Annotated in this window: 19 protein-coding genes; 2 read left to right on the top strand and 17 right to left on the bottom strand. The window is 64.9% G+C overall.

The window, feature by feature from the left end; all coding sequences use genetic code 11:
* Positions 1-37: 37 nt before the first annotated feature.
* From LDO41_RS21260 to LDO41_RS21215, 10 genes are all read right to left on the bottom strand, one after another.
* Entirely contained in the window at positions 38-1,450 is a 1,413-nt protein-coding gene (locus tag LDO41_RS21260) for a formimidoylglutamate deiminase (RefSeq protein WP_223991782.1), read from the bottom strand.
* Positions 1,447-2,694 (bottom strand): imidazolonepropionase, encoded by a 1,248-nt coding sequence (gene hutI, locus LDO41_RS21255; RefSeq protein ID WP_223991780.1) that lies wholly within the window; start codon positions 2,692-2,694, stop codon positions 1,447-1,449. The genes LDO41_RS21260 and hutI overlap by 4 nt, the downstream gene beginning before the upstream one ends.
* Positions 2,691-3,272: a HutD/Ves family protein gene (locus LDO41_RS21250; protein ID WP_223991778.1), complete on the bottom strand. Its 582-nt coding sequence runs from the start codon at positions 3,270-3,272 to the stop codon at positions 2,691-2,693. Before LDO41_RS21250 ends, hutI begins: the two co-directional genes overlap by 4 nt.
* Positions 3,269-5,008, bottom strand: coding sequence for a urocanate hydratase (gene hutU / locus LDO41_RS21245; RefSeq protein ID WP_223991776.1), 1,740 nt, complete (start codon positions 5,006-5,008; stop codon positions 3,269-3,271). The genes LDO41_RS21250 and hutU overlap by 4 nt, the downstream gene beginning before the upstream one ends.
* 45 nt (positions 5,009-5,053) lie before the next feature.
* On the bottom strand, positions 5,054-6,628 hold the full coding sequence (gene hutH / locus LDO41_RS21240; RefSeq protein WP_223991774.1) for a histidine ammonia-lyase: 1,575 nt from the start codon (positions 6,626-6,628) through the stop codon (positions 5,054-5,056).
* 112 nt (positions 6,629-6,740) lie between these two features.
* On the bottom strand, positions 6,741-7,517 hold the full coding sequence (hutC, locus tag LDO41_RS21235; protein ID WP_223991772.1) for a histidine utilization repressor: 777 nt from the start codon (positions 7,515-7,517) through the stop codon (positions 6,741-6,743).
* A gap of 5 nt (positions 7,518-7,522) precedes the next feature.
* Complete coding sequence (locus LDO41_RS21230) at positions 7,523-8,314, bottom strand: ABC transporter ATP-binding protein (RefSeq protein WP_223991770.1); 792 nt, start codon at positions 8,312-8,314, stop codon at positions 7,523-7,525.
* A complete protein-coding gene (locus LDO41_RS21225; RefSeq protein WP_223991768.1) occupies positions 8,311-9,180 on the bottom strand; it encodes an ABC transporter permease in 870 nt (289 codons plus the stop codon). Before LDO41_RS21225 ends, LDO41_RS21230 begins: the two co-directional genes overlap by 4 nt.
* 10 nt (positions 9,181-9,190) lie before the next feature.
* Complete coding sequence (locus tag LDO41_RS21220; protein WP_377741061.1) at positions 9,191-10,150, bottom strand: ABC transporter substrate-binding protein; 960 nt, start codon at positions 10,148-10,150, stop codon at positions 9,191-9,193.
* Between the two features lie 203 nt (positions 10,151-10,353).
* On the bottom strand, positions 10,354-11,445 hold the full coding sequence (locus LDO41_RS21215; protein WP_223991767.1) for an NAD-dependent epimerase/dehydratase family protein: 1,092 nt from the start codon (positions 11,443-11,445) through the stop codon (positions 10,354-10,356).
* A gap of 10 nt (positions 11,446-11,455) precedes the next feature.
* Between LDO41_RS21215 and LDO41_RS21210 the strand changes: the two genes are divergently transcribed.
* Together LDO41_RS21210 and LDO41_RS21205 are read left to right on the top strand one after the other, a co-directional pair.
* Positions 11,456-12,499, top strand: a complete 1,044-nt coding sequence (locus tag LDO41_RS21210) for a CDP-6-deoxy-delta-3,4-glucoseen reductase (RefSeq protein WP_223991766.1) — start codon at positions 11,456-11,458, stop codon at positions 12,497-12,499.
* A gap of 267 nt (positions 12,500-12,766) precedes the next feature.
* Positions 12,767-13,954, top strand: a complete 1,188-nt coding sequence (locus tag LDO41_RS21205; RefSeq protein WP_223991765.1) for an acetylornithine transaminase — start codon at positions 12,767-12,769, stop codon at positions 13,952-13,954.
* Here LDO41_RS21205 and LDO41_RS21200 read toward each other — a convergent pair.
* From LDO41_RS21200 to ispH, 7 genes are all read right to left on the bottom strand, one after another.
* Entirely contained in the window at positions 13,884-15,305 is a 1,422-nt protein-coding gene (locus tag LDO41_RS21200) for a hypothetical protein (RefSeq protein WP_223991764.1), read from the bottom strand. The genes LDO41_RS21205 and LDO41_RS21200 overlap by 71 nt on opposite strands.
* A 190-nt stretch (positions 15,306-15,495) precedes the next feature.
* Positions 15,496-16,212 (bottom strand): ABC transporter ATP-binding protein, encoded by a 717-nt coding sequence (locus LDO41_RS21195; protein WP_223991763.1) that lies wholly within the window; start codon positions 16,210-16,212, stop codon positions 15,496-15,498.
* Between the two features lie 25 nt (positions 16,213-16,237).
* A complete protein-coding gene (locus LDO41_RS21190) occupies positions 16,238-17,014 on the bottom strand; it encodes an ABC transporter ATP-binding protein (RefSeq protein ID WP_223991762.1) in 777 nt (258 codons plus the stop codon).
* Between the two features lie 17 nt (positions 17,015-17,031).
* On the bottom strand, positions 17,032-18,186 hold the full coding sequence (locus tag LDO41_RS21185) for an ABC transporter permease subunit (RefSeq protein ID WP_223991761.1): 1,155 nt from the start codon (positions 18,184-18,186) through the stop codon (positions 17,032-17,034).
* A gap of 13 nt (positions 18,187-18,199) precedes the next feature.
* Positions 18,200-19,135 carry a branched-chain amino acid ABC transporter permease gene (locus tag LDO41_RS21180; RefSeq protein ID WP_223991759.1) on the bottom strand — a complete coding sequence of 312 codons (936 nt, stop codon included), beginning with the start codon at positions 19,133-19,135 and terminating at the stop codon, positions 18,200-18,202.
* A 213-nt stretch (positions 19,136-19,348) separates the two neighbouring features.
* A complete protein-coding gene (locus LDO41_RS21175; protein WP_223991757.1) occupies positions 19,349-20,554 on the bottom strand; it encodes a branched-chain amino acid ABC transporter substrate-binding protein in 1,206 nt (401 codons plus the stop codon).
* 508 nt (positions 20,555-21,062) lie between these two features.
* Positions 21,063-22,022 carry a 4-hydroxy-3-methylbut-2-enyl diphosphate reductase gene (gene ispH / locus LDO41_RS21170; protein ID WP_223992089.1) on the bottom strand — a complete coding sequence of 320 codons (960 nt, stop codon included), beginning with the start codon at positions 22,020-22,022 and terminating at the stop codon, positions 21,063-21,065.
* Positions 22,023-22,029: the final 7 nt, after the last annotated feature.

The following is a 22,029-nucleotide window of genomic DNA, read 5'->3' as shown; positions in this document are numbered from 1 at the left end:
CTTGTCGTGAATCTGGGCGTGGGGGCGGGTAACGAAATCAATCGGTCAGCAAACGCGCGCGCGCGGTCGTGAACAGCTGGCCAGCTTCCGCCTGTAGCGGGTGCTCGCCATACCGCACACGGCAGACGCCAGCGGTGCGAACCTCCGCTAGTGTCTCATGACCGTGACTGGCGAACACATGCACGGCCAGCGCCTGCGCGCCATCGAGGCCTGCCAGCGCTACGCTGGCACCATCGAGCACGATGAAATCGGCCTGCTGGCCGACCGCGAGCCCGGCCACCGCACGACGCGCGGCACGCGCGCCGCCCTGCGTCGCATCGAGCCAGAGCCGATCCGCCACATGCGGCTGCGCGTCGGAGGCGAGCACATTGCGGCGCTGCAGGCCGAGTCGCTGCCCATACTCGAAGGTGCGCAGTTCCTCCGCCACGCTCACGCTCGCATGGCTGTCGGAGCCGATGCCCCATGCGCCGTGCTGCGCGAAGTAAGGCGCGGCCTCGAACACGCCATCGCCGAGATTGGCTTCAGTGGTCGGGCAGATCCCGGCCACCGCGCCACTCTGCGCCAGTCGTCGGCGTTCGTCCCAGTCCATATGCGTGGCATGCACCAGGCACCAGCGCGCATCGACCTCGGCATGGTCGAGCAGCCATGCCACGGGCCGCGTACCGGTCCACGCGAGGCAGTCATCGACTTCGCGCTGTTGCTCCGCGATATGGATATGCACGGGCGCATCGCGGTCCATCGCGTGGAGGCCCGCTACCGCGTCGTGAAGGCTCTCAGGTGGCACCGCGCGTAGCGAATGCGGCGCCAGGCCGAGCCGCGCGCCATGCGCCGCGCAGGCGGGAGCCAGACGTTGCAGCAGGCTCAGCATCGCGTCGGTGCGATGCAGGAAGCGGCGCTGATCCTGTTGCGCGGGCTTGCCGCCAAAGCCGGCCGTCTGGTACAGCACGGGCAGCAATGTCATGCCGATGCCCACGCGCTGCGCGGCACGCAGCAGGCGCAACGACATCTCGGCACCATCGGCGTATGGCTTGCCGTCCGGTTCGTGATGCACGTAATGAAACTCGCATACGCTGGTATAGCCCGCGCGCAGCATTTCCACATACAACTGCGTGGCAATCGCTTCGAGCGTATCCGGCGAGAGCCGTAGCGCGAAGCGATACATCAGCGTGCGCCAGCTCCAGAACGAATCGCCACCGGCGGGATCATCCCCATCGGACACACCGCGCACTTCCGTCAGCCCCGCGAAGCCGCGCTGGAATGCATGTGAATGCAGGTTCGGCATGCCCGGTACCACAGGCCCCACGGCCTGCTCGACCTCGGGTGTGGGTTTCGCATCCGGCAAGACTTCGGTCAGCCGGCCCTGCGCATCCCAGCTCAGCAGCACATCGCTGGCCCACCCGTCGGGCAATAGCGCTTCCCGTGCAAACAGTCGGGTGAGGTTCGAACTCATGCCTCGGCTCCCGGATAGACATGACCCTGCCGCACCACCACCGCCGCCGAATTGCGGCCGAACCAGTACACCAGCTCGGCCGGCGACGCCACGCGCCACAACACGAAATTCGCATCACGCCCGGCCGCCAGCAAGCCATGACGGTCCGTCGCGCCGAGCGCGCGTGCCGCGTGTACGGTCACACCGGTCAGCACTTCGGGTACCGTCATCCGGAACAGCGTCGCGGCCATATTCAGCATCAGCAGCAGCGACGTGGTCGGCGATGTACCCGGATTGTGATCGGTCGCGATCGCAATCGGCACGCCGTGTTCGCGCAGCAGCGCGATGGGCGGCAGATGCGTGTCGCGCAGAAAATAGTAGGCGCCCGGCAACAGCACCGCTACCGTCCCTGCCGCAGCCATTGCCGCGACGCCGGCCTCGTCGAGATGCTCAAGATGATCGGCCGACAGCGCGCGATAATGCGCGGCCAGCGCCGCACCACCGAGGTTACTCAACTGCTCGGCGTGAAGCTTGACGGGCAGTCCATATCGCGCCGCGGCTTCGAACACGCGCGTGGTTTGCGCAGTCGAAAAGCCGATCGATTCGCAGAAGGCATCGACGGCATCGACCAGCCCCTCCTCCGCTAGCGCGGGGAGCATGGTGTCGCAGACCAGCGCGATATAGTCGTCGGCACGGCCCGCATACTCGGGCGGCAAGGCGTGCGCACCGAGGAAGGTCGTGTGCACGGCCACACCATAGGCTTCGCCCAGCCGCCGCGCCACGCGCAGCTGCCGACGCTCGGCATCGAGCGACAGACCGTAGCCGGACTTGATCTCGATCGCGGTAACGCCCTCCGCGAGCAGCGGCTGCAGACGCACCGCGGCCTGTTCGAAGAGCGCCTGCTCGCTGGCCTCGCGCGTGGCGCGCACCGTGGAAACGATACCGCCGCCCGCGCGCGCGATGTCCTCGTAGCTGGCACCGGCCAACCGCATCGCGAATTCGTCGGCACGCTGGCCGCCGTAGACCAGATGCGTATGGCAATCGACAAGCCCGGGGGTGATCCACGCGCCCTGGCCATCGTGGCGCGGCAGATGTGTTTCCTGGTACGTTGCTGGCAAGGCCGCGTGCGCACCGACCCACACCATGCGGCCATCTTCCACCACGAGCGCGCCATCGTGGATCGCGTTGGCGGGATCCCCGTCGGGCAGCAGATGGCAGTTGTGCCAGATACCGTCGGCGGCGGTTGCAAGCTTGGTAGTCGTCATATCGGCTCCCCATGCAGCGTGACGCGCAGGCACAGTGCTGTGGTGTCCGCGGGCGTCAATGTCGTGCGCCGCATCGACGCGGCAGTCCACAGCATACCGTCGCCGGCCGCGAGCGGGTGGCCGTCGGCATCGTGCCAGCGGCCCGCGACGACGAACATCAGCATAGCGTCGTCACCGTCGATCCGGATCGGCGACCTCAGCGCCTCGACCACCGCACGGCAACGTCCACGCCGCGTCATCACATTGAAGTCGCGCGTCGGGCCATCGATCAGCGTCGCGTCCACGGCGATATCGCCCGTGAACGGAAACGGCTCGCCAAGCCGATCGAGCCGGTGCCGGAACGTCCCATCGCGGGCCTGCAACACTACGCCCGCACCCTCGAGCAGCGCGATCTGCCGGTCGATCCCCACAAACGCCGAGAACGGACCATCGGCGGCAATATCGGCCACGCTGATACGCCAGTCGAACGTCTCCATGGATGCACCTGGCGGCCACGCGGCAATCTCGCGCGTTTGGCCTCCGCCGTTCTTCCATGGCGTCGGCGCAATGCCGTCGAGCGAGAATCGCCGTACGCTCATGCGCGCTTCACCATCGGCAGATCGAGGCCCTTCTCGTGCGCACAGTCGATCGCGGTTTCATACCCCGCATCGGCATGGCGCATCACGCCAGTGGCCGGATCGTTCCACAACACGCGCTCGATGCGCTTCGCGGCCGCATCGGTGCCGTCGCACACGATGACCACACCCGCATGCTGCGAGAAGCCCATGCCCACGCCACCACCGTGATGCAGGCTGACCCACGTGGCGCCACCGGCCGTGTTCAGCAGCGCGTTGAGCAGCGGCCAGTCGGACACCGCATCGGAGCCGTCGCGCATCGCCTCGGTCTCGCGGTTCGGCGACGCGACGGACCCGCAATCGAGGTGATCGCGCCCGATCACGATCGGCGCCTTGAGCTCGCCCGACTTCACCATTTCGTTGAACGCCAGACCCGCGCGATGCCGTTCGTCGAGACCGACCCAGCAGATGCGCGACGGCAGGCCCTGGAACGCGATACGATCGCGCGCCATATCGAGCCAGCGATGCAGCGGCTTGTCGTCGGGGAACAGCTCCTTCATCTTGGCGTCGGTCTTGTAGATGTCCTCGGGATCGCCGGACAACGCGACCCAGCGGAACGGCCCCTTGCCGCGGCAGAACAGCGGTCGGATATACGCGGGCACAAACCCCGGGAAATCGAACGCATTGGCCACGCCCTCGTCAAACGCGACCTGCCGGATATTGTTGCCATAGTCGAGCGTCGGCACACCCATCTGCTGGAACGCGAGCATCGCCCGCACATGCTTGACGATCGACGCGCGCGCGGCCACCTCCACAGACTTCGGATAGCGCTGGCGCGCGTCCTCCCATTGCTCGACCGTCCAGCCCTCGGGCAGGTAACCGTTGACGATGTCGTGCGCCGAGGTCTGATCCGTGACCATATCCGGCCGCATGCCGCCGGCCTGCGCGCGGCGCACGAGTTCGGGCACGATCTCGGCAGCATTGCCTAATAAACCCACCGAGATGGCCTGCTTGTTCTTCGTCGCGTCGGCGATCATCGCCAGCGCCTCGTCGATCGTGGTGGCCTTCTTGTCCAGATAGCGCGTGCGTATGCGGAAGTCGATGCGCGACTCCTGGCATTCGATCGCCAGCACGCAAGCGCCGGCCAGCACGCCCGCCAGCGGCTGCGCGCCGCCCATGCCGCCAAGGCCCGCGGTCAGGATCCACTTGCCGGACAGATCACCGCCGTAGTGCTGATTGCCGGCTTCCACAAATGTCTCGAACGTGCCCTGCACGATGCCCTGCGTGCCGATGTAGATCCACGAGCCCGCGGTCATCTGCCCGTACATCATCAGCCCCGCGCGATCGAGCTCGTTGAACTTGTCCCACGTGGCCCAGTGCGGCACAAGATTCGAATTCGCGATCAACACACGCGGCGCATCGGCGTGCGTGCGGAAGATGCCGACCGGTTTGCCGGACTGCACCAGCAGCGACTCGTCCTCGCCCAGACGGCGCAGGCTGTCGAGGATCGCGTCGAAGCATTCCCAGTTGCGCGCGGCCTTGCCTATGCCGCCGTACACCACGAGGTCCTGCGGACGCTCGGCCACGTCCGGGTCGAGGTTGTTCTGGATCATGCGGTACGCGGCTTCGATCAGCCAGTTCTTGCAATGGAGCGTGTTGCCGTGCGGGGCGCGCACCTCGCGCTGGCCGCGCGCCGGGGCGGATGAAGAGGATGGCGAAGGCGATGACGAAGGCGCGAATTGATGTTCGTTGGCGTTCATGGTCGGGGAATCCTGTAGGTAACGGTGGCGTGGTTCAGCCGTGGTTCAGACGTTGGTCGGCAGCATGTCGCGCACCGCCGCGGGCCAGCCGGCGCCGGCATCGCCCTGCTGCACCCATTGCTTCATGGCCTCGATATCGGGTGCGAGATACCGATCGGCTTCGACGAATGAGACGCGCGCGCGAATGCGCGCGAGTTCGCTCTCCACCAGCGGCGACGATTTCATCGGCCGATGGAACTCAATGCCCTGCGCGGCGGCCATCGCCTCGATGCCGACGATCACGGCCGTGTTGGCCGCCATTTCGCCCAGCCGGCGCGCGCCGTACGTGGCCATCGACACGTGGTCTTCCTGATTGGCCGAAGTCGGTAGGCTATCCACGCTCGACGGGTGCGACAGCGCCTTGTTCTCGGAGGCCAGCGCCGCCGCGGTGACCTGCGCGATCATGAAGCCCGAGTTCAGGCCGCCATCGCGCACGAGGAACGGTGGCAGCCCGGACAATCCGGTATCGAGCAGCAACGCGAGACGCCGCTCGGAGATCGCGCCAATCTCGGCGATCGCCAGCGCGATGATGTCGGCGGCAAACGCCACTGGCTCCGCATGGAAATTACCGCCCGAGACCACATCGCCGGACTCGGCAAACACGAGCGGATTGTCGGAGGCAGCGTTGGCCTCGATGCGCAACACGCGTGCCGCATGCGCGAGATTGTCGAGGCATGCGCCCATCACCTGCGGCTGGCAGCGGATCGAGTAGGGATCCTGCACGCGGCCGCACGCCTTGTGCGAATCGACGATCTCGCTGCCGTCGAGCATCGCCCGCACCGCAGTGGCTACGGCAATCTGCCCGGTCTGCCCGCGCGCGGCGTGGATGCGCGCGTCGAACGGCTTGACCGACCCCTTGATCGCCTCGAGCGAGAGCGCGCCCGCGACGATGCCGGCGGCAAACGCATCTTCGGCGGCAAACAATCCCGCCAGCGCCAACGCGGTGGAGACCTGCGTGCCATTGAGCAGCGCCAGTCCTTCCTTGGGCCCCAGCGTGAACACGTCGAGCCCGGCATGCGCGAGCCCGTCGTGCGCCGGCACGCGCCGACCATCCAGCATCACCTCACCCACACCGATCAGCGTGCAGGACAGATGCGCCAACGGCGCGAGGTCGCCCGACGCACCCACCGACCCCTTGGCCGGAATGCACGGCGTGACATCGCGGTTCGCCAGCACAAGCAGCGCTTCGATGATTTCCGGCCGCACGCCCGAATGACCGCGCGCGAGGCTGATCGCCTTGATCGCGAGGATCAGGCGCACGGTGTCCGCGGCCAGATCGGGACCGGTGCCCACGCTGTGCGACAGCACCAGGTTGCGTTGCAGCTGGGCCAGCTTGTCATGCGGGATGCGCGACTGCGCGAGCTTGCCGAAGCCGGTGTTGATGCCATACACCACCGCATCGGCGTCGATGATGTCCTGGACGGTTGCCTGCGCCGCCCTGACGCCAGCCCAGGCCGCATCGTCCATGGCCACGCGCACTTCGCCGCGATAGATGCGGCGCAGATCGGCCAGCGTCACCTCGCCGGGGGTCAGCACGAGCAGGGGCCGGGCATCCGCGCGTACGTTAGAAGTGGTTGTCATGTCTCTTTATAACCTCTTGTATAAGCCTGTCTATACAGCTTAGCCAAAAATGGGCGCGATGGGAATACGAAGTTGCTAAACGTTGTGAGCGTTGTCAGCGTTGTTAACGTTGCTAGCCGAATGCAGGGTTGCCGTCCGCCCGAAAGCGGCTGCCGAGCCGGTAACGGTTGCCGGGATGCAGGCAGCGCACAAACGTCACAGGCGTACCGGCGGTCCACGTGCGGCGCGTCAGCAGCAGGCACGGCTGCGTCACCGGCATCTCGAGCTGCGCGGCCTGCTCAGGCGTCGCCGAGATCGCATCGACCACGTGTTCCACCTGGTCGTAAGGCACATTGCGCAGCAGGTATTCCCCGGGCTGCGTATTGCGGAAATCCTGGGAAATGAAATCGGGTGCCACGCGCGGATTCACGTAGCGGTCCTCGAGCTGAATCGGCACGCCATCTTCGCGATGCACGCATACCGAATGGAACACCGACTCGCCCGTGCGCAGGTCCAGCGCGGCGGCCACCTCGATCGACGCGGCCACCCGCTCCACCAGAATCACGTCGCAGGCATAGTCGTGCCCACGCATGCGAATCTCATCCTGCAGATTGACCACGGAAAGCAGCGTCGACTGGGGCTTGTGCTCCGCCACGAACGTGCCCACGCCGGCCACGCGCACCACCCGCCCCTGCTCCGCTAATTCGCGTAACGCACGGTTGACGGTCATGCGCGACACCGAGAACCGTGTCACCAGCTCCTGCTCGGACGGTACGCGATCGCCGGGGCGCCATGCGCCGCTCTGGATCTCCCGGGCAATGTAGTCCTTCACCTGCTGATAAAGCGCGGCGGGTGCGTTGGGCGTACCGAACGGGGAGGACGGCGACGTCGGGCTGGCGGCGTGATTCATGGTATTCAGTGCGCGTCGGCGGTCGTCGCCTCGGCGCGTATCTCTTCCCGGATCTCCTCCGTCAGCCTTGCCTTCAAGGCGGAAAATTCGGACGAAGTCTTGATCGTGTAATGGCGCGGATGGGGAAAATCCACCGCGATCTCGCATTTGATGCGACCCGGGCGCGCGGAAAACACCGCCACGCGGTTGGCCATAAAGATGGCCTCGTCGATATCATGCGTGACGAATAATACCGTCTTGCGCGCGGACTCCCAGATCCCGAGCAGCAACTCCTGCATCAGCACGCGCGTCTGGTTGTCGAGCGCACCGAACGGCTCGTCCAGCAGCAGGATCTTCGGATCGTTGGCCAGCGCACGGGCGATCGCGGTGCGCTGCTGCATGCCTCCCGACAGCTGCTTCGGAAAATGCCGCTCGAAGCCGCGCAGCCCCACGCGCGCGATAAAGAAATCGCTGCGTTCCCGCTGCTCGGCCACGCTCATGCCGCGCTCGCGCAGGCCAAAGCGAACGTTCTGCTCGATCGTCAGCCAGGGAAACAACGTGTACGACTGGAACACCATGCCGCGGTCCGCGCCCGGCCCAACCACGGGCTGGCCGTCGAGCAGCACGCGCCCGCCCGTCGGCCGATCGAGCCCGGCAACGATACGCAGCAACGTCGACTTGCCGCAGCCGGAGGGGCCGAGGATCGTCACGAAGTCGTTGTCACGCACCTCGAAATCCACGGGCTGCAAGGCCTGCGTTTCGCCACCGTTGGGGCTCGTGAACGTGCGGGAAACCTGTTGGATCGACAACGCACTCATCGGATCGCGCTCCAGGGGAACAGCCGGCGGTTGGCCAGCTTGAAGACGAGGTCGGACACCAGGCCGATGCAGCCGATCACGATGATGCCGAAGATGATCTGACCGGTGTTCAGCAACGCCTGGCTGTCGGTGATCATATGGCCGATGCCCGAGGACGACCCAATCAGCTCGGCCACGATCACGTAGGTCCATGCCCAGCCCAGCACCAGTCGCAGGATCTCGGCGATCTCGGGCGCCGCGCCGGGAATCAGCACGCGGCGCACGATCCCGCGCGGCGTGGCGCCCAGCGTGTAAGCAGCCTCGACGAGGTCGCGCCGCGCGCCGCCGACGGTCACCGCGACCATCAGCACGATCTGGAAGAACGAGCCGATAAAGATCACCAGCAGCTTCTGCGTCTCGCCGATGCCAGCCCACAGGATCAGCAGTGGAATGAAGGCCGACGCGGGCAGGTAGCGGCAAAACGAAACGAACGGCTCGAAGAACGCCTCGGCCGCCTTGTAGGCGCCCATCGCGATGCCAAGCGGCACCGCGAACACGGCCGCCAGCACGAAGCCGCCGATCACGCGCCAGACCGTCATGCCGATATCGCCGAGAAAGCCATACTGCGTGAACAGCGTCACGCCCTCGCGCGCCATCGTCAGCGGGTCGGCAAGGAAGGTCTTCGGCACCAGCCCGCCGAACGTCACCAGCGCCCACACCGCGAAGAACAGCACGAAGAACGACAGCCCCAGCAGCCAGCGCGCGCGGGGAGACACCGGCTCGAGCGGCAGTCGCCACGGATGACAGCGCCCGATGGACATCGCGGACGTCGCAGGCGAGGCCAGCGCCGCGGGTGGCGCGGAGGAATGCGTAGTGGACGTTTCCATGCGCGGCGGCTTATTTGAGGAAGCGCGCGTCATACAGCGTGGTCACGTCCGGCACTTGCCGGATCACGCCGATCTCGAGCAGCAGCGCCGCCGACTCCTTGCTGAAGCTCGCCAGCTCCCCCGCGAAGAACGCGCGGTTGGCTTCCTTGTCCTGCCAGCGCAGGTATGCGGACGATTTGGCGAACTGCTCGCCGGTCTGCTTGACCGCGCCGCCCATGATCTCGTTGGACTTGGCCGGGTCGCGGCGGATCATGTCGATCGCCTCGAAGTAGCTGTCCACCAGCGCCTGCGCGGCTTTCGGATTCTCCTTGAGCCATTTGGGCGCGCAGCCCAGCGTGTCGGTGACCATCGGATAGTCGAGCGTGGTCGCCAGAATGCGGCCCTTATCGGGATTGGCGCGTACCGTCGACAGATACGGTTCGTACGTCATCGCCGCATCGTTCTGCCCCGCCACGAAGGCCTGCGCGGCCGCCTGCGGCGACAGCGTGGTGGTCTTGACGTCCTTGAGCGTCATGCCGTTCTTCTTGAGCATCCACGCCAGGCCGAAATACGGCGCGGTACCGGGGGCGTCCACGCCCACGGTCTTGCCCTTGAGGTCAGCGAATGACTTGACGTCGCCGCGCACGGCCAGGCCGTCCGCACCGTACGATTTATCGAGCTGCACGATCTGCGTGATCGGCACGCCGTTGGCATTCCACGCGACGTGCGTCTCGACGGTTGTCGCCGCACACTGGATGGCCCCCGAAGCGAGCGCAAGATGACGATCCTTCTGCGGAATCATCTTGATGTCGACGTCCACGCCGTTCTTCTTGAAGATGCCGGCCTTGTCCGCCAGCGTCAGCGGCGCGAACCCGGTCCACCCGCTCATGCCGAGCGTCACCGGCACGTTCTGGGCGTGCGCGGCACCCGCCACGCAGAGGGTGGCTCCCAATACGGTCGCTCCCAATACGGCAAGCATTGCTCGGGTCATGCTCTCGGCTCCTTGTTAGACGGGTGATGGAAATCTAGCGGTACCTGTCTATACAAGTCAATGAAGGGTTTGCACCGATCCAACCCAGTTCGTCGGCATTGACGCACCACAAAGCGGCGGAATGCCACATCCTGTATAGACAGCAGATGGCCATGCAAGCGCCGTGCCACCGCCTCATCCACCCAGAGCGGTTAAGCAGGGCCTCAGCCGTCGAAGAACGACCGTACGGTCGGGAAGCGCAGCCGCACGCGCAGCTCGCGTTTGAGCCGGTGGTTGTCGAGCCGGCGCGACTCGCTCATAAAGCTCAGCAGCGTGGGGTCGATGACCTCGCGCGCGTCCTGGCGCGTGATGCGCGGCGGGCGCGGCAGCCCGCGCCGATCCGCCACCAGGTCGAAGTAGTCGGCCATGCGCAGTTCGGTATCGTCGCTCGCATGCACCACGCGCTGCGGCCGGCCGCGCCATAACGCGGCGATCATCGTGCGCGCGAGGTCGTCGGCGTGGATATGGCTCGTGTAGACATCGTCCTGCGACGCCAGCGCCGGCGTGCGCTTGTGCAGCCGCGCGAGCGGCAGCCGATCCTCGGCGTAGATGCCCGGAATCCGCACGATGCTCGCGCGCCAGCCTGCATCGCGGCCAAACGCGCGCACGCTGCCTTCGGCCGCCACGCGCCGCCGGGCGCGCGCGGTCTGCGGACGCACGGCATGGAACTCCTGCACGCGCGCGCCGCCGCGGTCGCCATAGACGCCGGTGGTACTGGCGTAGACGAAGACGCCGGACGACATCGGTGCCAGATGCGAGAGGTGCGGGGTGCGCGGCACGGACGCGCGATGCCAGCCTCGCTCGGGTAGAATGACGGGCTCGTTCGCACGATGTCGCGCGACATTGGCGCGCGTGGCGCGCGCACTGTTTGCTGCATTCCGCCACATCCCGCGGCGCAAAGCGGCCAGCAGCGCACGTGTGCGTGGATCGCCCTCTCCCTGTCCCGGTGGCGGCGCAAGGTCGAGCACGCGGCCCGCCAGTCCGCGCAGGCGTGCAAGCGTGGCCGGCCGATCGAGATCGGCTAACAACGGCACGGCGCCAGCGGCGCGCAAGGTTTCCCGCCGCCCCGGCTGCGATGTCACCGCGAACACGCGCATGCGTGTCGCCAGAATGCGCAGACAGCGCGTGCCCACGTCCCCGCACCCGACAATGAGCAGGCGCGGACGACCGAGGCGGCGCGACTGTGCCGGACCGGACGGCAAGGAAGAAGACAACAAAGAGGATGTTGCCGCAAGCGGCGACAGAGTTTGGCTCATAGACCCGATTATGGCTTATCAAGTTACCGTCATGCCCAGTGGCCACAAGTTTGAAGTGGCTGCTGACGAAACCATCCTCGGCGGCGCCCTCCGCCACAGCATCGGCATGCCGTACGGCTGCAAGAACGGTGCATGCGGCTCGTGCAAGGGCCGCGTGGTCGATGGCACGTTCGTGCAGGGCGATCATGCCGCGTCGGCCCTGACGGCACAGGAAAAGACCGAGGGCCGCGCGCTGTTCTGCTGCGTGACCGCCACCTCCGACATCACGATCGAATGCCGCGAGGTGCACGGCGCCGGCGACATCCCCATCAAGAAGGTGCCCTGCCGCGTGCAGGGGATCGAGCGTCTGACCGACGACGTCATGTCGATCCGTCTGCAGTTGCCCGCCACCGAGCGCATGCAGTTCCTGGCTGGCCAGTATGTCGAATTCCTGCTGCGCGACGGCAAGCGCCGCAGCTATTCCATCGCCACCGCGCCGCACGAGGAAGGCCCGATCGAACTGCATATCCGCCATATGCCCGGCGGCGTGTTCACCGATTACGTGTTCGGCGCCAAGGAAGGCGCGCCCGCGATGAAGGAGCGCGACATCCTGCGTTTCGAGGGCCCGCTCGGCAGCTTCTTCCTGCGCGAGGATTCGGACAAGCCGATCATCTTGCTCGCCTCGGGCACCGGCTTCGCGCCGATCAAGGCCATCGTCGAGCATGCCGCGTACACCGGCATCGAGCGCCCGATGACGCTGTACTGGGGTGGACGCCGTCCGCGCGACCTCTACATGCACGCGCTGTGCGAGCAGTGGGCGCGCGATCTGCCGAACTTCCGGTACGTACCAGTCGTGTCCAACGCGGCCGACGAGGATCAGTGGACCGGCCGCACAGGCTTCGTGCACCAGGCTGTGATCGCCGACCATCCGGATCTGTCCGGCCACGAGGTCTATGCCTGCGGCGCGCCGGTGATGGTCAACGCCGCGCGGCAAGACTTCACGGCGCAGTGCGCGCTGCACGAGGATGCGTTCTTCGCCGACTCGTTCACGTCCGAGGCCGATCTGCACGTGTAAGCCGTTCCGCCGACACAACAATGCCACCGGAGTCTGACAAATTTCGTTTTGACACCGGGGCACATGCGCCTTATATTGGCCGCCATGAACCAACAACGCAACCGACGCCAATTCCGTACGTTGCCCCTCTCCGGGGTGCCACGCGGCTGATCGTCGACAACGTTTGTTCAGGTCAACGAGCCACGGGCAGCCCCCGTGGCTTTTTGTTTTTTAGCTTTGCACCTTGTAGCTTCGTCCATCGTTTCATGCCGACCCCAGGAGTCCGCCATGGCATTTGCTGAGTATCCCGTCCAATCCCTGATGTACATCACCAACCGTCCCGAGCTGGTCTTCACCGAAGGCAAGGGGTCGTGGCTGACGGATCACAACGGCAAGCGCTATCTCGATTTCGTGCAGGGCTGGGCGGTCAACAGCCTGGGCCATTCGGACGACGTGATGATCGCCGCGCTGGAAAAGCAGGCGCGCAAGCTCCTGAACCCGAGCCCCGCGTTCTACAACGAGCCGATGCTGAAGCTGGCCGGCCTGCTGACCGACCACAGCTGCTTCGACAAGGTGTTCTTCGCGAACAGCGGCGCCGAGGCCAATGAAGGCGCGATCAAGCTCGCGCGCAAGTGGGGCCGCAAGCACAAGAACGGCGCCTACGAAATCATCACGATGAACCACAGCTTCCACGGCCGCACGCTCGCTACCATGAGCGCGTCGGGCAAGGCCGGCTGGGACACGATCTTCGCGCCGCAGGTACCGGGCTTCCCCAAGGCGGAACTCAACGACCTGGCGTCGGTGGAAGCGCTTATCAACGACAAGACCGTCGGCATCATGCTAGAGCCGGTGCAGGGCGAAGGCGGCGTGATTCCCGCCACGCGCGAGTTCATGAAAGGCCTGCGCGCGCTGGCCGACAAGCACAACCTGCTGTTCATCGTCGATGAAGTGCAGACCGGTTGCGGCCGCTGCGGCACGCTGTTCGCGTACGAGCTGTCCGGCGTGGAGCCGGACATCATGACGCTCGGCAAGGGCATCGGTGGTGGCGTGCCGCTGGCCGCGCTGCTGTGCAAGGCCGACGTGGCGAGCTTCGAGGCCGGCGACCAGGGTGGCACCTACAACGGCAACCCGCTGATGACCGCGGTGGGTGCCGCGGTCATCGAGCAACTGGTGGCCCCGGGCTTCCTCGAGGACGTGCGCGCCAAGGCCGACTACCTGCGCGAGCAACTGCTGGCCCTGACCGCCGAGTTCGGCCTCGAGGGCGAGCGCGGTGACGGCCTGCTGCGCGCACTGAAGCTCGGCAAGGACATCGGTCCGCAGCTCGTGGAGGAAGCGCGCGACATGGGTCCGGAAGGCCTGCTGCTGAATTCGCCGCGCCCGAACCTGCTGCGCTTCATGCCCGCGCTCAACGTGACGCGTGCCGAGATCGATCAGATGATCGGCATGCTGCGCACGCTGCTGAAGAAGCTGGCCTGACCTTGCGCGACTCCGCCGGCGCGCCCTTCATCTGCCGCGCCGGCAAGTCGCTGCCAAGATAGCGCCAGGACGGACTGTCGGCTTTCTCGATGGGATGGTCCTGGCCCACGTCCTCCCCACCCGCGTCCCTGCGCTGGTAGTACGCCGCCTCCTGCGTGTACCAGTCGGTCACGACGTAGATGTCGCCGACAGCCGCCAGACGCTGGGTATCCAGACGATAAAAACGCGTCGTGGCCTGTTGCGCATCGGGCAGCCGGGTGCCCAGATACTCCCAGCACAGGCTATCGTGCCGGTCCTGTGGCAGCGGATCGTATTTGCCCGTGGCGAGACGCCGGAAGAATTCGACGGCGCCGTTGACCGGGTTGTCATGGACATAGATCTCGCCGATCACGCCTTGCATGGTTTTCGGATCCCACGCCGCGGTACCGAGTACCTTGCGCGCGAGCTTGACGGCGTCCGCGCGCATGCCGAAACGCATCAGCGTATCGAACACCCATGGCCAGTACAGGCTCAGCCTGACATGCGTCTCGGGTCCCAACACACTGCCCACGAGCCATTCCCGGCCCGCGCCGTCGAGATAAAAAACTCCGCCTCCCATATCGCCCTCGCGGATCGGTGAACCGACGTGTTGCGCGCGGTCGGTCGCAAGCCCCGCCGTCAGTAGCAATGCGTCATCCAGATCCGCATCGGTGTATCCGCGCGCGCCGGCAAGGCGCAGTACCGCGCCGCTCAGCAGCGGATGCGGACTACCAGCATCGAGGCGTTCCGGTTCACGCGCGCGATAGCCCGCGAACGACCGATACATGAGCGATCGCGCGGCCGTGTGGCCATCGCCGGTCGGGTGATCGTAGGACAAGTAATACGGTAGCCGCCGCGGCAAGGCGCTGGCCAGCGGGTGCCCGCGATCGTTGACGTAGGCCACCAGCCGCGTGCCATGAGTCAGGTCGGCATTGCCATCGACCAGCGCCGCATATTCCTGCCGATAGCTCGGAATGCTTGCCACGGTCTCTTCCGACGCCCCCGGATAAGGATGCTCGAGCATGACGATGCCGAAGTCGCCGATCGGCCCGGTGCGACCCGGAAGCGAGACGCTCCTGCCTTTTGCGAGCACGCCGCCCGCGCGCAGGTAGAAGCTGCGGTGTTCCTTGCCACGCGGGACGCACCGACCCGCGGTGACCATCACACGCGGCGTGACGAGCGTGCCAGAACATTCGCGATTGGTGCCGCGCCAGTAGGTCATCTGCGCCGCAACGAGTGGAGTAGAGGTGATCGGCGGCGCCGCGGAGACGGGGACAGCCGCGAGGCCCGCCAGAACCGTGACAACCAGCGCGTAACGATGGCGAAATCCCATGATGATGCCTCCCCCGTTGTGCTGGCCGAAGTCTCCCATCTCGCTGGCGTGGCCCATCTGATCGAGGTCAAAAAAAAGCCCCGCGTAGTGCGGGGCTTCGGTACATCTTCGCGATTCGCCTACGGGTTACTCACCCACGGGGTTATTCGCCCACGGGGTTATTCACCCACGGGGTTATTCACCCACGGGGTTATTCACCCAAATAGGCGGCACGCACCTTCGGATCGTCCAGCATCTGCCTGGCATCGCCACTCATCGTGACCAGGCCCGACTCCATCACGTAGCCACGGTGCGCGGCCTGCAGCGCCAGACGCGCGTTCTGCTCCACGAGCAGAATCGTCACGCCCTGCCCTGACACCGTCCGCACAACCTCGAAGATCTTTTCGACCATGATCGGCGAGAGACCCATCGACGGTTCGTCGAGCAGCAGCAGCTTGGGCTGGCTCATCAGCGCGCGCGCCATCGCCAGCATCTGCTGCTCGCCACCGGACATCGTGCCGGCCAGCTGGTTGGCACGTTCCTTCAGGCGCGGGAACGTCTCGAACATGCGATCGACGTCGGCCTTGATGCCAGCCTCGTCGTTGCGCGTGTACGCCCCCATCTGCAGGTTCTCGGTGATCGTCATGCGCGCGAACACGCCGCGGCCTTCCGGCACCATCGCCAGCCCCTGCTTGAGCAGCGCGTAGCTGGGCACACCCTTGATGGATTTACCCATGTACTCGACGTCGCCGCCCGCCCATCCCTGCAGACCGGTGATGGCCTTCATGGTGGTGGTCTTGCCGGCACCGTTGGCGCCGATCAGCGTGACCAGCTCGCCGTCCTGGATCTCGAGATCCACGCCCTTGACGGCCTGGATGCCACCGTAGGCCACTTTCAGGCCGGAAATCTTCAGTACTGTCTGTTTCATCTCGATTCGCCTCCGCGTGTGCCGGTCAGTGCGCCGAGGCGCCGAGGTAAGCCTCGATCACCGCGGGGTTGTTCTGCACTTCGTGCGGCAGGCCCTGCGCGATGACCTTGCCGTAGTCCAGCACGGTCAGGCGATTGCACAGCCCCATCACGAGCTTCACATCGTGCTCGATCAGCAGGATGGTCTTGCCATCGCTGCGAATCTTGTCGAGCAGCCCGCGCAGCTCCACCTTCTCCGTCGCGTTCATGCCGGCGGCCGGTTCGTCCAGCGCCAGCAGCTTCGGCTCGGTGGCCAGCGCGCGCGCGATCTCCAGTCGGCGCTGGTGACCATACGACAGATTGCGCGAGGTGAAATTCGCGTACTTGCCGATGCCCACGTAGTCGAGCAGATCGTGCGCCATGTCCTCGATGCCCTCTTCCTCGCGCCGCACCGAAGGCGGACGCAGCACGGCGCCGAAGATACCGGCCTTGGTCCGCACGTGGCGGCCGACCATCACGTTCTCGAGCGCGGTCATGTCGCCGAACAGGCGAATGTTCTGGAACGTGCGCGCGATGCCGGCCTTGGCCACCTGATGCACGGCGGTCGGCTGGTACGGCTCGCCGCCCAGCACGAACTCACCCGAATCGGGCGTGTAAAGGCCGGTAATCACGTTGAAGAACGTGGTCTTGCCCGCGCCGTTCGGACCGATCAGGCCATAGATCTCGCCCGGCTTGATCTGCAGGCCCACGTCGGACAGCGCCTGCAGGCCGCCGAATCGCTTGTTGACCCCCTGTACCGACAGGAGGAAATTGTTCTCGCTCATCACTGTTCCTCCTGCGTTCAGAAACGGCCGACGCTGCCGGCGCGGCGTACCACGGGGCGGTCTTCCTTGCGCGGCGACGGCCAGATGCCCGCCGGGCGATACAGCATCACGCCCACCAGAGCCAGACCGAACAGCAGCTGGCGCAGCACTTCCGCATCCACGATCACGTGGCCGAACAAGCCGGTCTGCATCGGTTCCGCCACCACGCGCAGCAGTTCCTGGAAGCCCACCAGCAGGATGCCGCCCAGAATCACGCCCGGGATATGGCCCATGCCGCCGAGCACGACGATCGCGAGGATGTAGATCGACTCCCACAGCGTGAACGACTCCGGCGACACAAAGCCCTGGAACGCGCCGAACACCGCGCCCGAGGCGCCGCCGAACGATGCGCCCATGGCGAACGCCAGCAGCTTCATGTTGCGCGTGTTGATGCCCATCGCCTTGGCCGCGATCTCGTCTTCACGAATCGCCACCCAGGCGCGGCCGATACGCGAGTTCTGCAGACGCAGGCAGATGAACACGATCACGATGACCAGGAACACCAGCAGGTAGTAGTACATGAACACCGGCGTGAACTTCATCCCGAAGATCTCGTGAGATTTCGAGAAGTCGAAGCCGAAGATGTGTACCGGATCCACCGCCGTGATCCCCTTGGGGCCGTTGGTGATGTTGACCGGACGATCCAGGTTGTTCATGAAGATGCGGATGATCTCGCCGAAGCCCAGTGTCACGATGGCCAGGTAGTCGCCACGCAGCTTCAGCGTCGGGGCGCCCAGCAAGACGCCGAACGTCGCCGCGACCGCGATCGCGATCGGTAACACCAGCCACATCGTCAGATGGATGCCGGTGGGGAACAACGCCTGAATGGCTTCGAACTGGTTCGACAGGTGCGGCGAGCCGAGCAGCGCCATGCAATAGGCGCCCACCGCGTAGAACGCGATGTAGCCAAGATCCAGCAGGCCGGCAAAGCCGACCACGATGTTCAGGCCCAGCGCCAGCATGATGTAGAGCAGCGCGAAGTCGAGCACGCGCACCCAGTAGTTGCCGCCGAACGTCTGCACGAAGAACGGCGCGCACAGGGCGATCACCAGGAAGCCGAGCAGTGCGGCCAGCGTCTTTGCCGGAACTTTCGACGGCGCGGCGACGACCGTGGATGGAATCGGGGTATTCATGGATTCGCTCTCCTCAGGCACGGTCCGCGACACGTTCGCCCATGATGCCGGACGGACGGAACACGAGCACGATAATCAGCACGATGAACGCAAAGACGTCCTGGTAGTTCGAGCCGAACACACCATTGGTCAGGTCGCCGATGTAGCCGGCGCCAAGCGCTTCGATCAGACCCAGCAGCATGCCGCCAACCATGGCGCCCGCCAGGTTGCCGATACCGCCGAGCACGGCCGCCGTGAACGCCTTCAGGCCTGGGATAAAGCCCATGTAGAAGTGCGCGTTGCCGTAGTTGGTAGCCATCATCACGCCCGCGAGCGCCGCCAGCGTGGCGCCGATCATGAACGTGGCCGAGATCACGAAATTGGGGTTCACGCCCATCAGGCCCGCCACCTTCTGATTCTCGGCGGTGGCGCGCATCGCGCGGCCGAGCTTGGTGCGGTTGACGAGTGCGAGCAGGCCGGACATGACCATCACGGCCATGCCGATGATCACCATTTCCTTGCCGGTGATCGTGGCGCCGGTAGAACCGATGTCGATCGGCTCGGAAGGCAGGAGCTGCGGGAAGGTCAGCGGGTTACGCGACCAGATCAGCATCCCCATGGTTTGCAGGATGATCGAGACGCCGATCGCGGTGATCAGCGGCGCCAGGCGTGGCGCATTGCGCAAGGGCCTGTACGCGATTCGTTCGATGGCGAACGCGAGTACCGCGCACACCGGCATGGCGATCAGGGTGGCGATCACCAGTGTCAGCCATTCGGGCAGTCCAGGCGCAAATTTCTGCAGCCCCAGGATGGCGGAGAGCGCGGTTAGCGCGCCAATCATCAGCACGTCGCCGTGCGCGAAATTGATGATGCCCAGAATGCCGTAGACCATGGTGTAGCCCAGTGCGATCAGCGCATAAATGCTGCCGAGCACCAGACCGTTCACGATCTGCTGGATAAAGATATCCATGAAAACTCCTGCTTCAACTCCGGTCCGCTGCGCATGGTGTGCGCGCCACGGACGAGGAGGTCGTCGATGATGGGTGTGGTGTTGTAAATATAGGCGGGTGTGCTGCCCGTCCGCTCCCATCCTTGTAAGGATGCCAATCGCGTACGACGGACTAAAAAGAACGGCACCGCAAGGTACTCACGGTGCCGTTCGTCTGGGCCGATAAGCCCGGTATTACATCTTCACAACGTCGAGGACGGACTTCTTCTTGTCCTTGTACTCGTACAGCGTGATGGTGCCTTCCTTCATGTCGCCCTTCTCGTCGAAGGCGATGTTGCCGATCACGCCCTTGTAGTTCGTCTTGGGCATTTCGGCCAGGATGGCAGCCGTGTCGGTCGAGTTCGCGCGCTTCATCGCGTCCACGATCACGCCAACGGCGTCATACGTGAACGGTGCGTAGATCTGCACCGGTGCATTGAAACGAGCCTGGTAGCGCTTCTCGAAATCGGCGCCGGCTTCCATCTTCGACAGGGCCAGACCTGCTTCCGAACAGATCAGGTTCTGCACCGCATCGCCAGCCAGTTCGGCCACCTTGTCGGTACACACGCCGTCGCCGCCAACGATCTTGGCGGCGATGCCGAGTTCCTTGGCTTGCTTGGCGAACGGACCACCGGTGGCGTCCATGCCGCCGTACATGATCACGTCCGGCTTCTTGCCCTTGATCTTGGTCAGAATCGCCTTGAAGTCGGTGGCCTTGTCGTTCGTGGCTTCACGGGCCACGACGTTCACGCCCGAAGCCTTCGCGGTCTTCTCGAACTCGTCGGCCAGACCCTTGCCGTAGGCGGTGGCATCGTCAACGATGGCCACGCTCTTGGCTTGCAGGGTCTTGGCGGCGTAGTTGGCCAGTGCCGGACCCTGCTGGGCATCCGTAGCCACCACGCGATACGTGGTCTTGAAGCCCTGCTTCGTGTAGTCGGGGTTCGTCGACGACGGCGAGATCTGCGTAATGCCAGCATCGCTGTAGATCTTCGAAGCGGGAATCGACACACCCGAGTTCAGGTGACCGACCACGGCCACGACCTTGGCGTCCACCAGCTTCTGGGCCACGGCGGTACCGGTCTTCGGATCGGCGGCGTCGTCTTCGCCCACCAGTTCCAGCTTGATCTTCTTGCCGCCGATTTCGAGGCCGGCCTTGTTGGCTTCCTCGACGGCCAGGCGCGCGCCGTTTTCGTTGTCCTTGCCAAGGTGGGCAATGCCGCCGGTCAGCGGAGCCGCATGGCCGATCTTGACGACGACTTCACCGCCACCTGCTGCAGGTGCCGTGGCCGCCGCAGGTGCCGATGCGGCCGTATCGGCCGGCTTCTCTTCTTTCTTGCCGCAGGCTGCGACCAGCGCCACTGCAGCCGCGATCGGCAGAATCTTGGCAAACGTGAATTGCATGAGTGATCTCCTAGGATTCACAAAACAGGGGAGAACCTGGACCCTCCCGAACGCTCCCCCGTACAGCCTTTGTTTAGTTTCAATTTGAAACGCCGCGCATTGTATCCCCTTTTTTTGCGGATGCAATATGCGACGCAACAACCTGAACCGTTTTGCCTCCAAATGCGCTAGGGAATTTCCCCAATGCACAAATTGGGGCAATCTAAGCCCACCTGACGGACCCGTCGCTTAGCTATCAAGAATCGTGCCCACACCGCACAAAGTGGCATTAAAGCCGCGTGCCGCGCCGCGCATAATAGACACGTTTTAAATAGGCATTTATTTCTAAATTAGCAATGCCTCTCCAATGTGCATAATGTCCAGCCGCACCATAATAGGGAAAACCCGTGATTAAGGGATTACCCCGATATTGTTTGGCTGTCCACACATCGGAACACGGTCAATAGAAAACCAGGACGAAAAAAAACGGCACCATAACGGTGCCGTTTTTTAAGTTTCAAACGACGTCTTAAACCGAGACGCTCGCCAGTCCTCGTGGTAGCGGGAAGGACATGTTCTCCTCCACACCATCCAGCGCGCGCACCGAGCGCGCACCGAGCGCGCGCAGACGCTCGACGATGGCCTGTGCCAGCGCTTCCGGTGCGGACGCGCCCGCGGTCAGGCCGATGCGGCGTTTGCCGGCCACCCACTCAGGCTGCAGCTGGGACGGATCGTCGACCATGTACGCCGGCACACCCAGCCGATCGGCCAGTTCGCGCAGACGGTTGGAGTTCGAGCTGTTGGGGCTGCCCACTACGATCACCACTTCCACCTGCGGCACCATGAACTTCACAGCATCCTGGCGGTTCTGCGTGGCATAGCAGATGTCTTGCTTCTTCGGCTCGCGGATCTCGGGGAAACGCTCTTTCAGCGCGCGCACGATCTCGGCGGTCTCATCGACCGACAGCGTGGTCTGCGTAACGTACGCCAGCTGGGTCGGATCCTTGACCTCCAGGCGCTGTACATCCTCCACCGACTCGACCAGCAGCATGCCGCGTTCCGACTGCCCCATCGTGCCTTCCACCTCGGGATGACCGCGGTGGCCGATCATGATGATCTCGCAGCCCTCGGCGCGCATCTTGCCGACTTCCACGTGAACCTTGGTCACGAGCGGGCACGTGGCATCGAACACGGTCAGACCGCGCTCTACCGCATCGGCACGCACTTCCTTGGATACGCCATGCGCACTGAAGATGACCGTCGAGCCTTGTGGCACCTCGTCGAGCTCGTCGACGAAAACGGCGCCCTTCTGCCGCAGATTCTCTACGACGTAGGCGTTGTGCACGATCTCGTGGCGCACGTAGATGGGCGAACCGAATCGCTCGAGCGCGCGCTCGACGATCTCGATGGCACGATCGACGCCGGCGCAGAAACCGCGCGGCTGCGCGAGCAGGATCTCCGCATCGAGGGCAGGCTGATTGTCGAGCATGGGAGCT

This window comes from Cupriavidus pampae, from assembly GCF_914271485.1.
In the GTDB taxonomy this organism is placed as follows: domain Bacteria; phylum Pseudomonadota; class Gammaproteobacteria; order Burkholderiales; family Burkholderiaceae; genus Cupriavidus; species Cupriavidus pampae.
The sequence above is the reverse complement of the archived record's forward strand: the minus strand, read 5'-3'. Positions and strand labels throughout refer to the sequence as shown.

Bases quoted from the DNA above. Each gene is read 5' to 3' on its own strand.
- LDO41_RS21220 (WP_377741061.1), bottom strand. From the start codon at position 10,150: ATGACCCGAGCAATGCTTGCCGTATTGGGAGCGACCGTATTGGGAGCC.
- LDO41_RS21260 (WP_223991782.1), bottom strand. From the start codon at position 1,450: ATGAGTTCGAACCTCACCCGACTGTTTGCACGGGAAGCGCTATTGCCC.
- LDO41_RS21190 (WP_223991762.1), bottom strand. From the start codon at position 17,014: ATGAGCGAGAACAATTTCCTCCTGTCGGTACAGGGGGTCAACAAGCGA.
- LDO41_RS21230 (WP_223991770.1), bottom strand. From the start codon at position 8,314: ATGAGTGCGTTGTCGATCCAACAGGTTTCCCGCACGTTCACGAGCCCC.
- hutU (WP_223991776.1), bottom strand. From the start codon at position 5,008: ATGAACGCCAACGAACATCAATTCGCGCCTTCGTCATCGCCTTCGCCA.
- LDO41_RS21215 (WP_223991767.1), bottom strand. From the start codon at position 11,445: ATGAGCCAAACTCTGTCGCCGCTTGCGGCAACATCCTCTTTGTTGTCT.
- hutI (WP_223991780.1), bottom strand. From the start codon at position 2,694: ATGACGACTACCAAGCTTGCAACCGCCGCCGACGGTATCTGGCACAAC.
- LDO41_RS21225 (WP_223991768.1), bottom strand. From the start codon at position 9,180: ATGGAAACGTCCACTACGCATTCCTCCGCGCCACCCGCGGCGCTGGCC.
- LDO41_RS21250 (WP_223991778.1), bottom strand. From the start codon at position 3,272: ATGAGCGTACGGCGATTCTCGCTCGACGGCATTGCGCCGACGCCATGG.
- LDO41_RS21195 (WP_223991763.1), bottom strand. From the start codon at position 16,212: ATGAAACAGACAGTACTGAAGATTTCCGGCCTGAAAGTGGCCTACGGT.
- LDO41_RS21175 (WP_223991757.1), bottom strand. From the start codon at position 20,554: ATGCAATTCACGTTTGCCAAGATTCTGCCGATCGCGGCTGCAGTGGCG.
- hutC (WP_223991772.1), bottom strand. From the start codon at position 7,517: ATGAATCACGCCGCCAGCCCGACGTCGCCGTCCTCCCCGTTCGGTACG.
- LDO41_RS21205 (WP_223991765.1), top strand. From the start codon at position 12,767: ATGGCATTTGCTGAGTATCCCGTCCAATCCCTGATGTACATCACCAAC.
- LDO41_RS21185 (WP_223991761.1), bottom strand. From the start codon at position 18,186: ATGAATACCCCGATTCCATCCACGGTCGTCGCCGCGCCGTCGAAAGTT.
- LDO41_RS21210 (WP_223991766.1), top strand. From the start codon at position 11,456: ATGGCTTATCAAGTTACCGTCATGCCCAGTGGCCACAAGTTTGAAGTG.
- ispH (WP_223992089.1), bottom strand. From the start codon at position 22,022: ATGCTCGACAATCAGCCTGCCCTCGATGCGGAGATCCTGCTCGCGCAG.
- LDO41_RS21200 (WP_223991764.1), bottom strand. From the start codon at position 15,305: ATGGGATTTCGCCATCGTTACGCGCTGGTTGTCACGGTTCTGGCGGGC.
- LDO41_RS21180 (WP_223991759.1), bottom strand. From the start codon at position 19,135: ATGGATATCTTTATCCAGCAGATCGTGAACGGTCTGGTGCTCGGCAGC.
- hutH (WP_223991774.1), bottom strand. From the start codon at position 6,628: ATGACAACCACTTCTAACGTACGCGCGGATGCCCGGCCCCTGCTCGTG.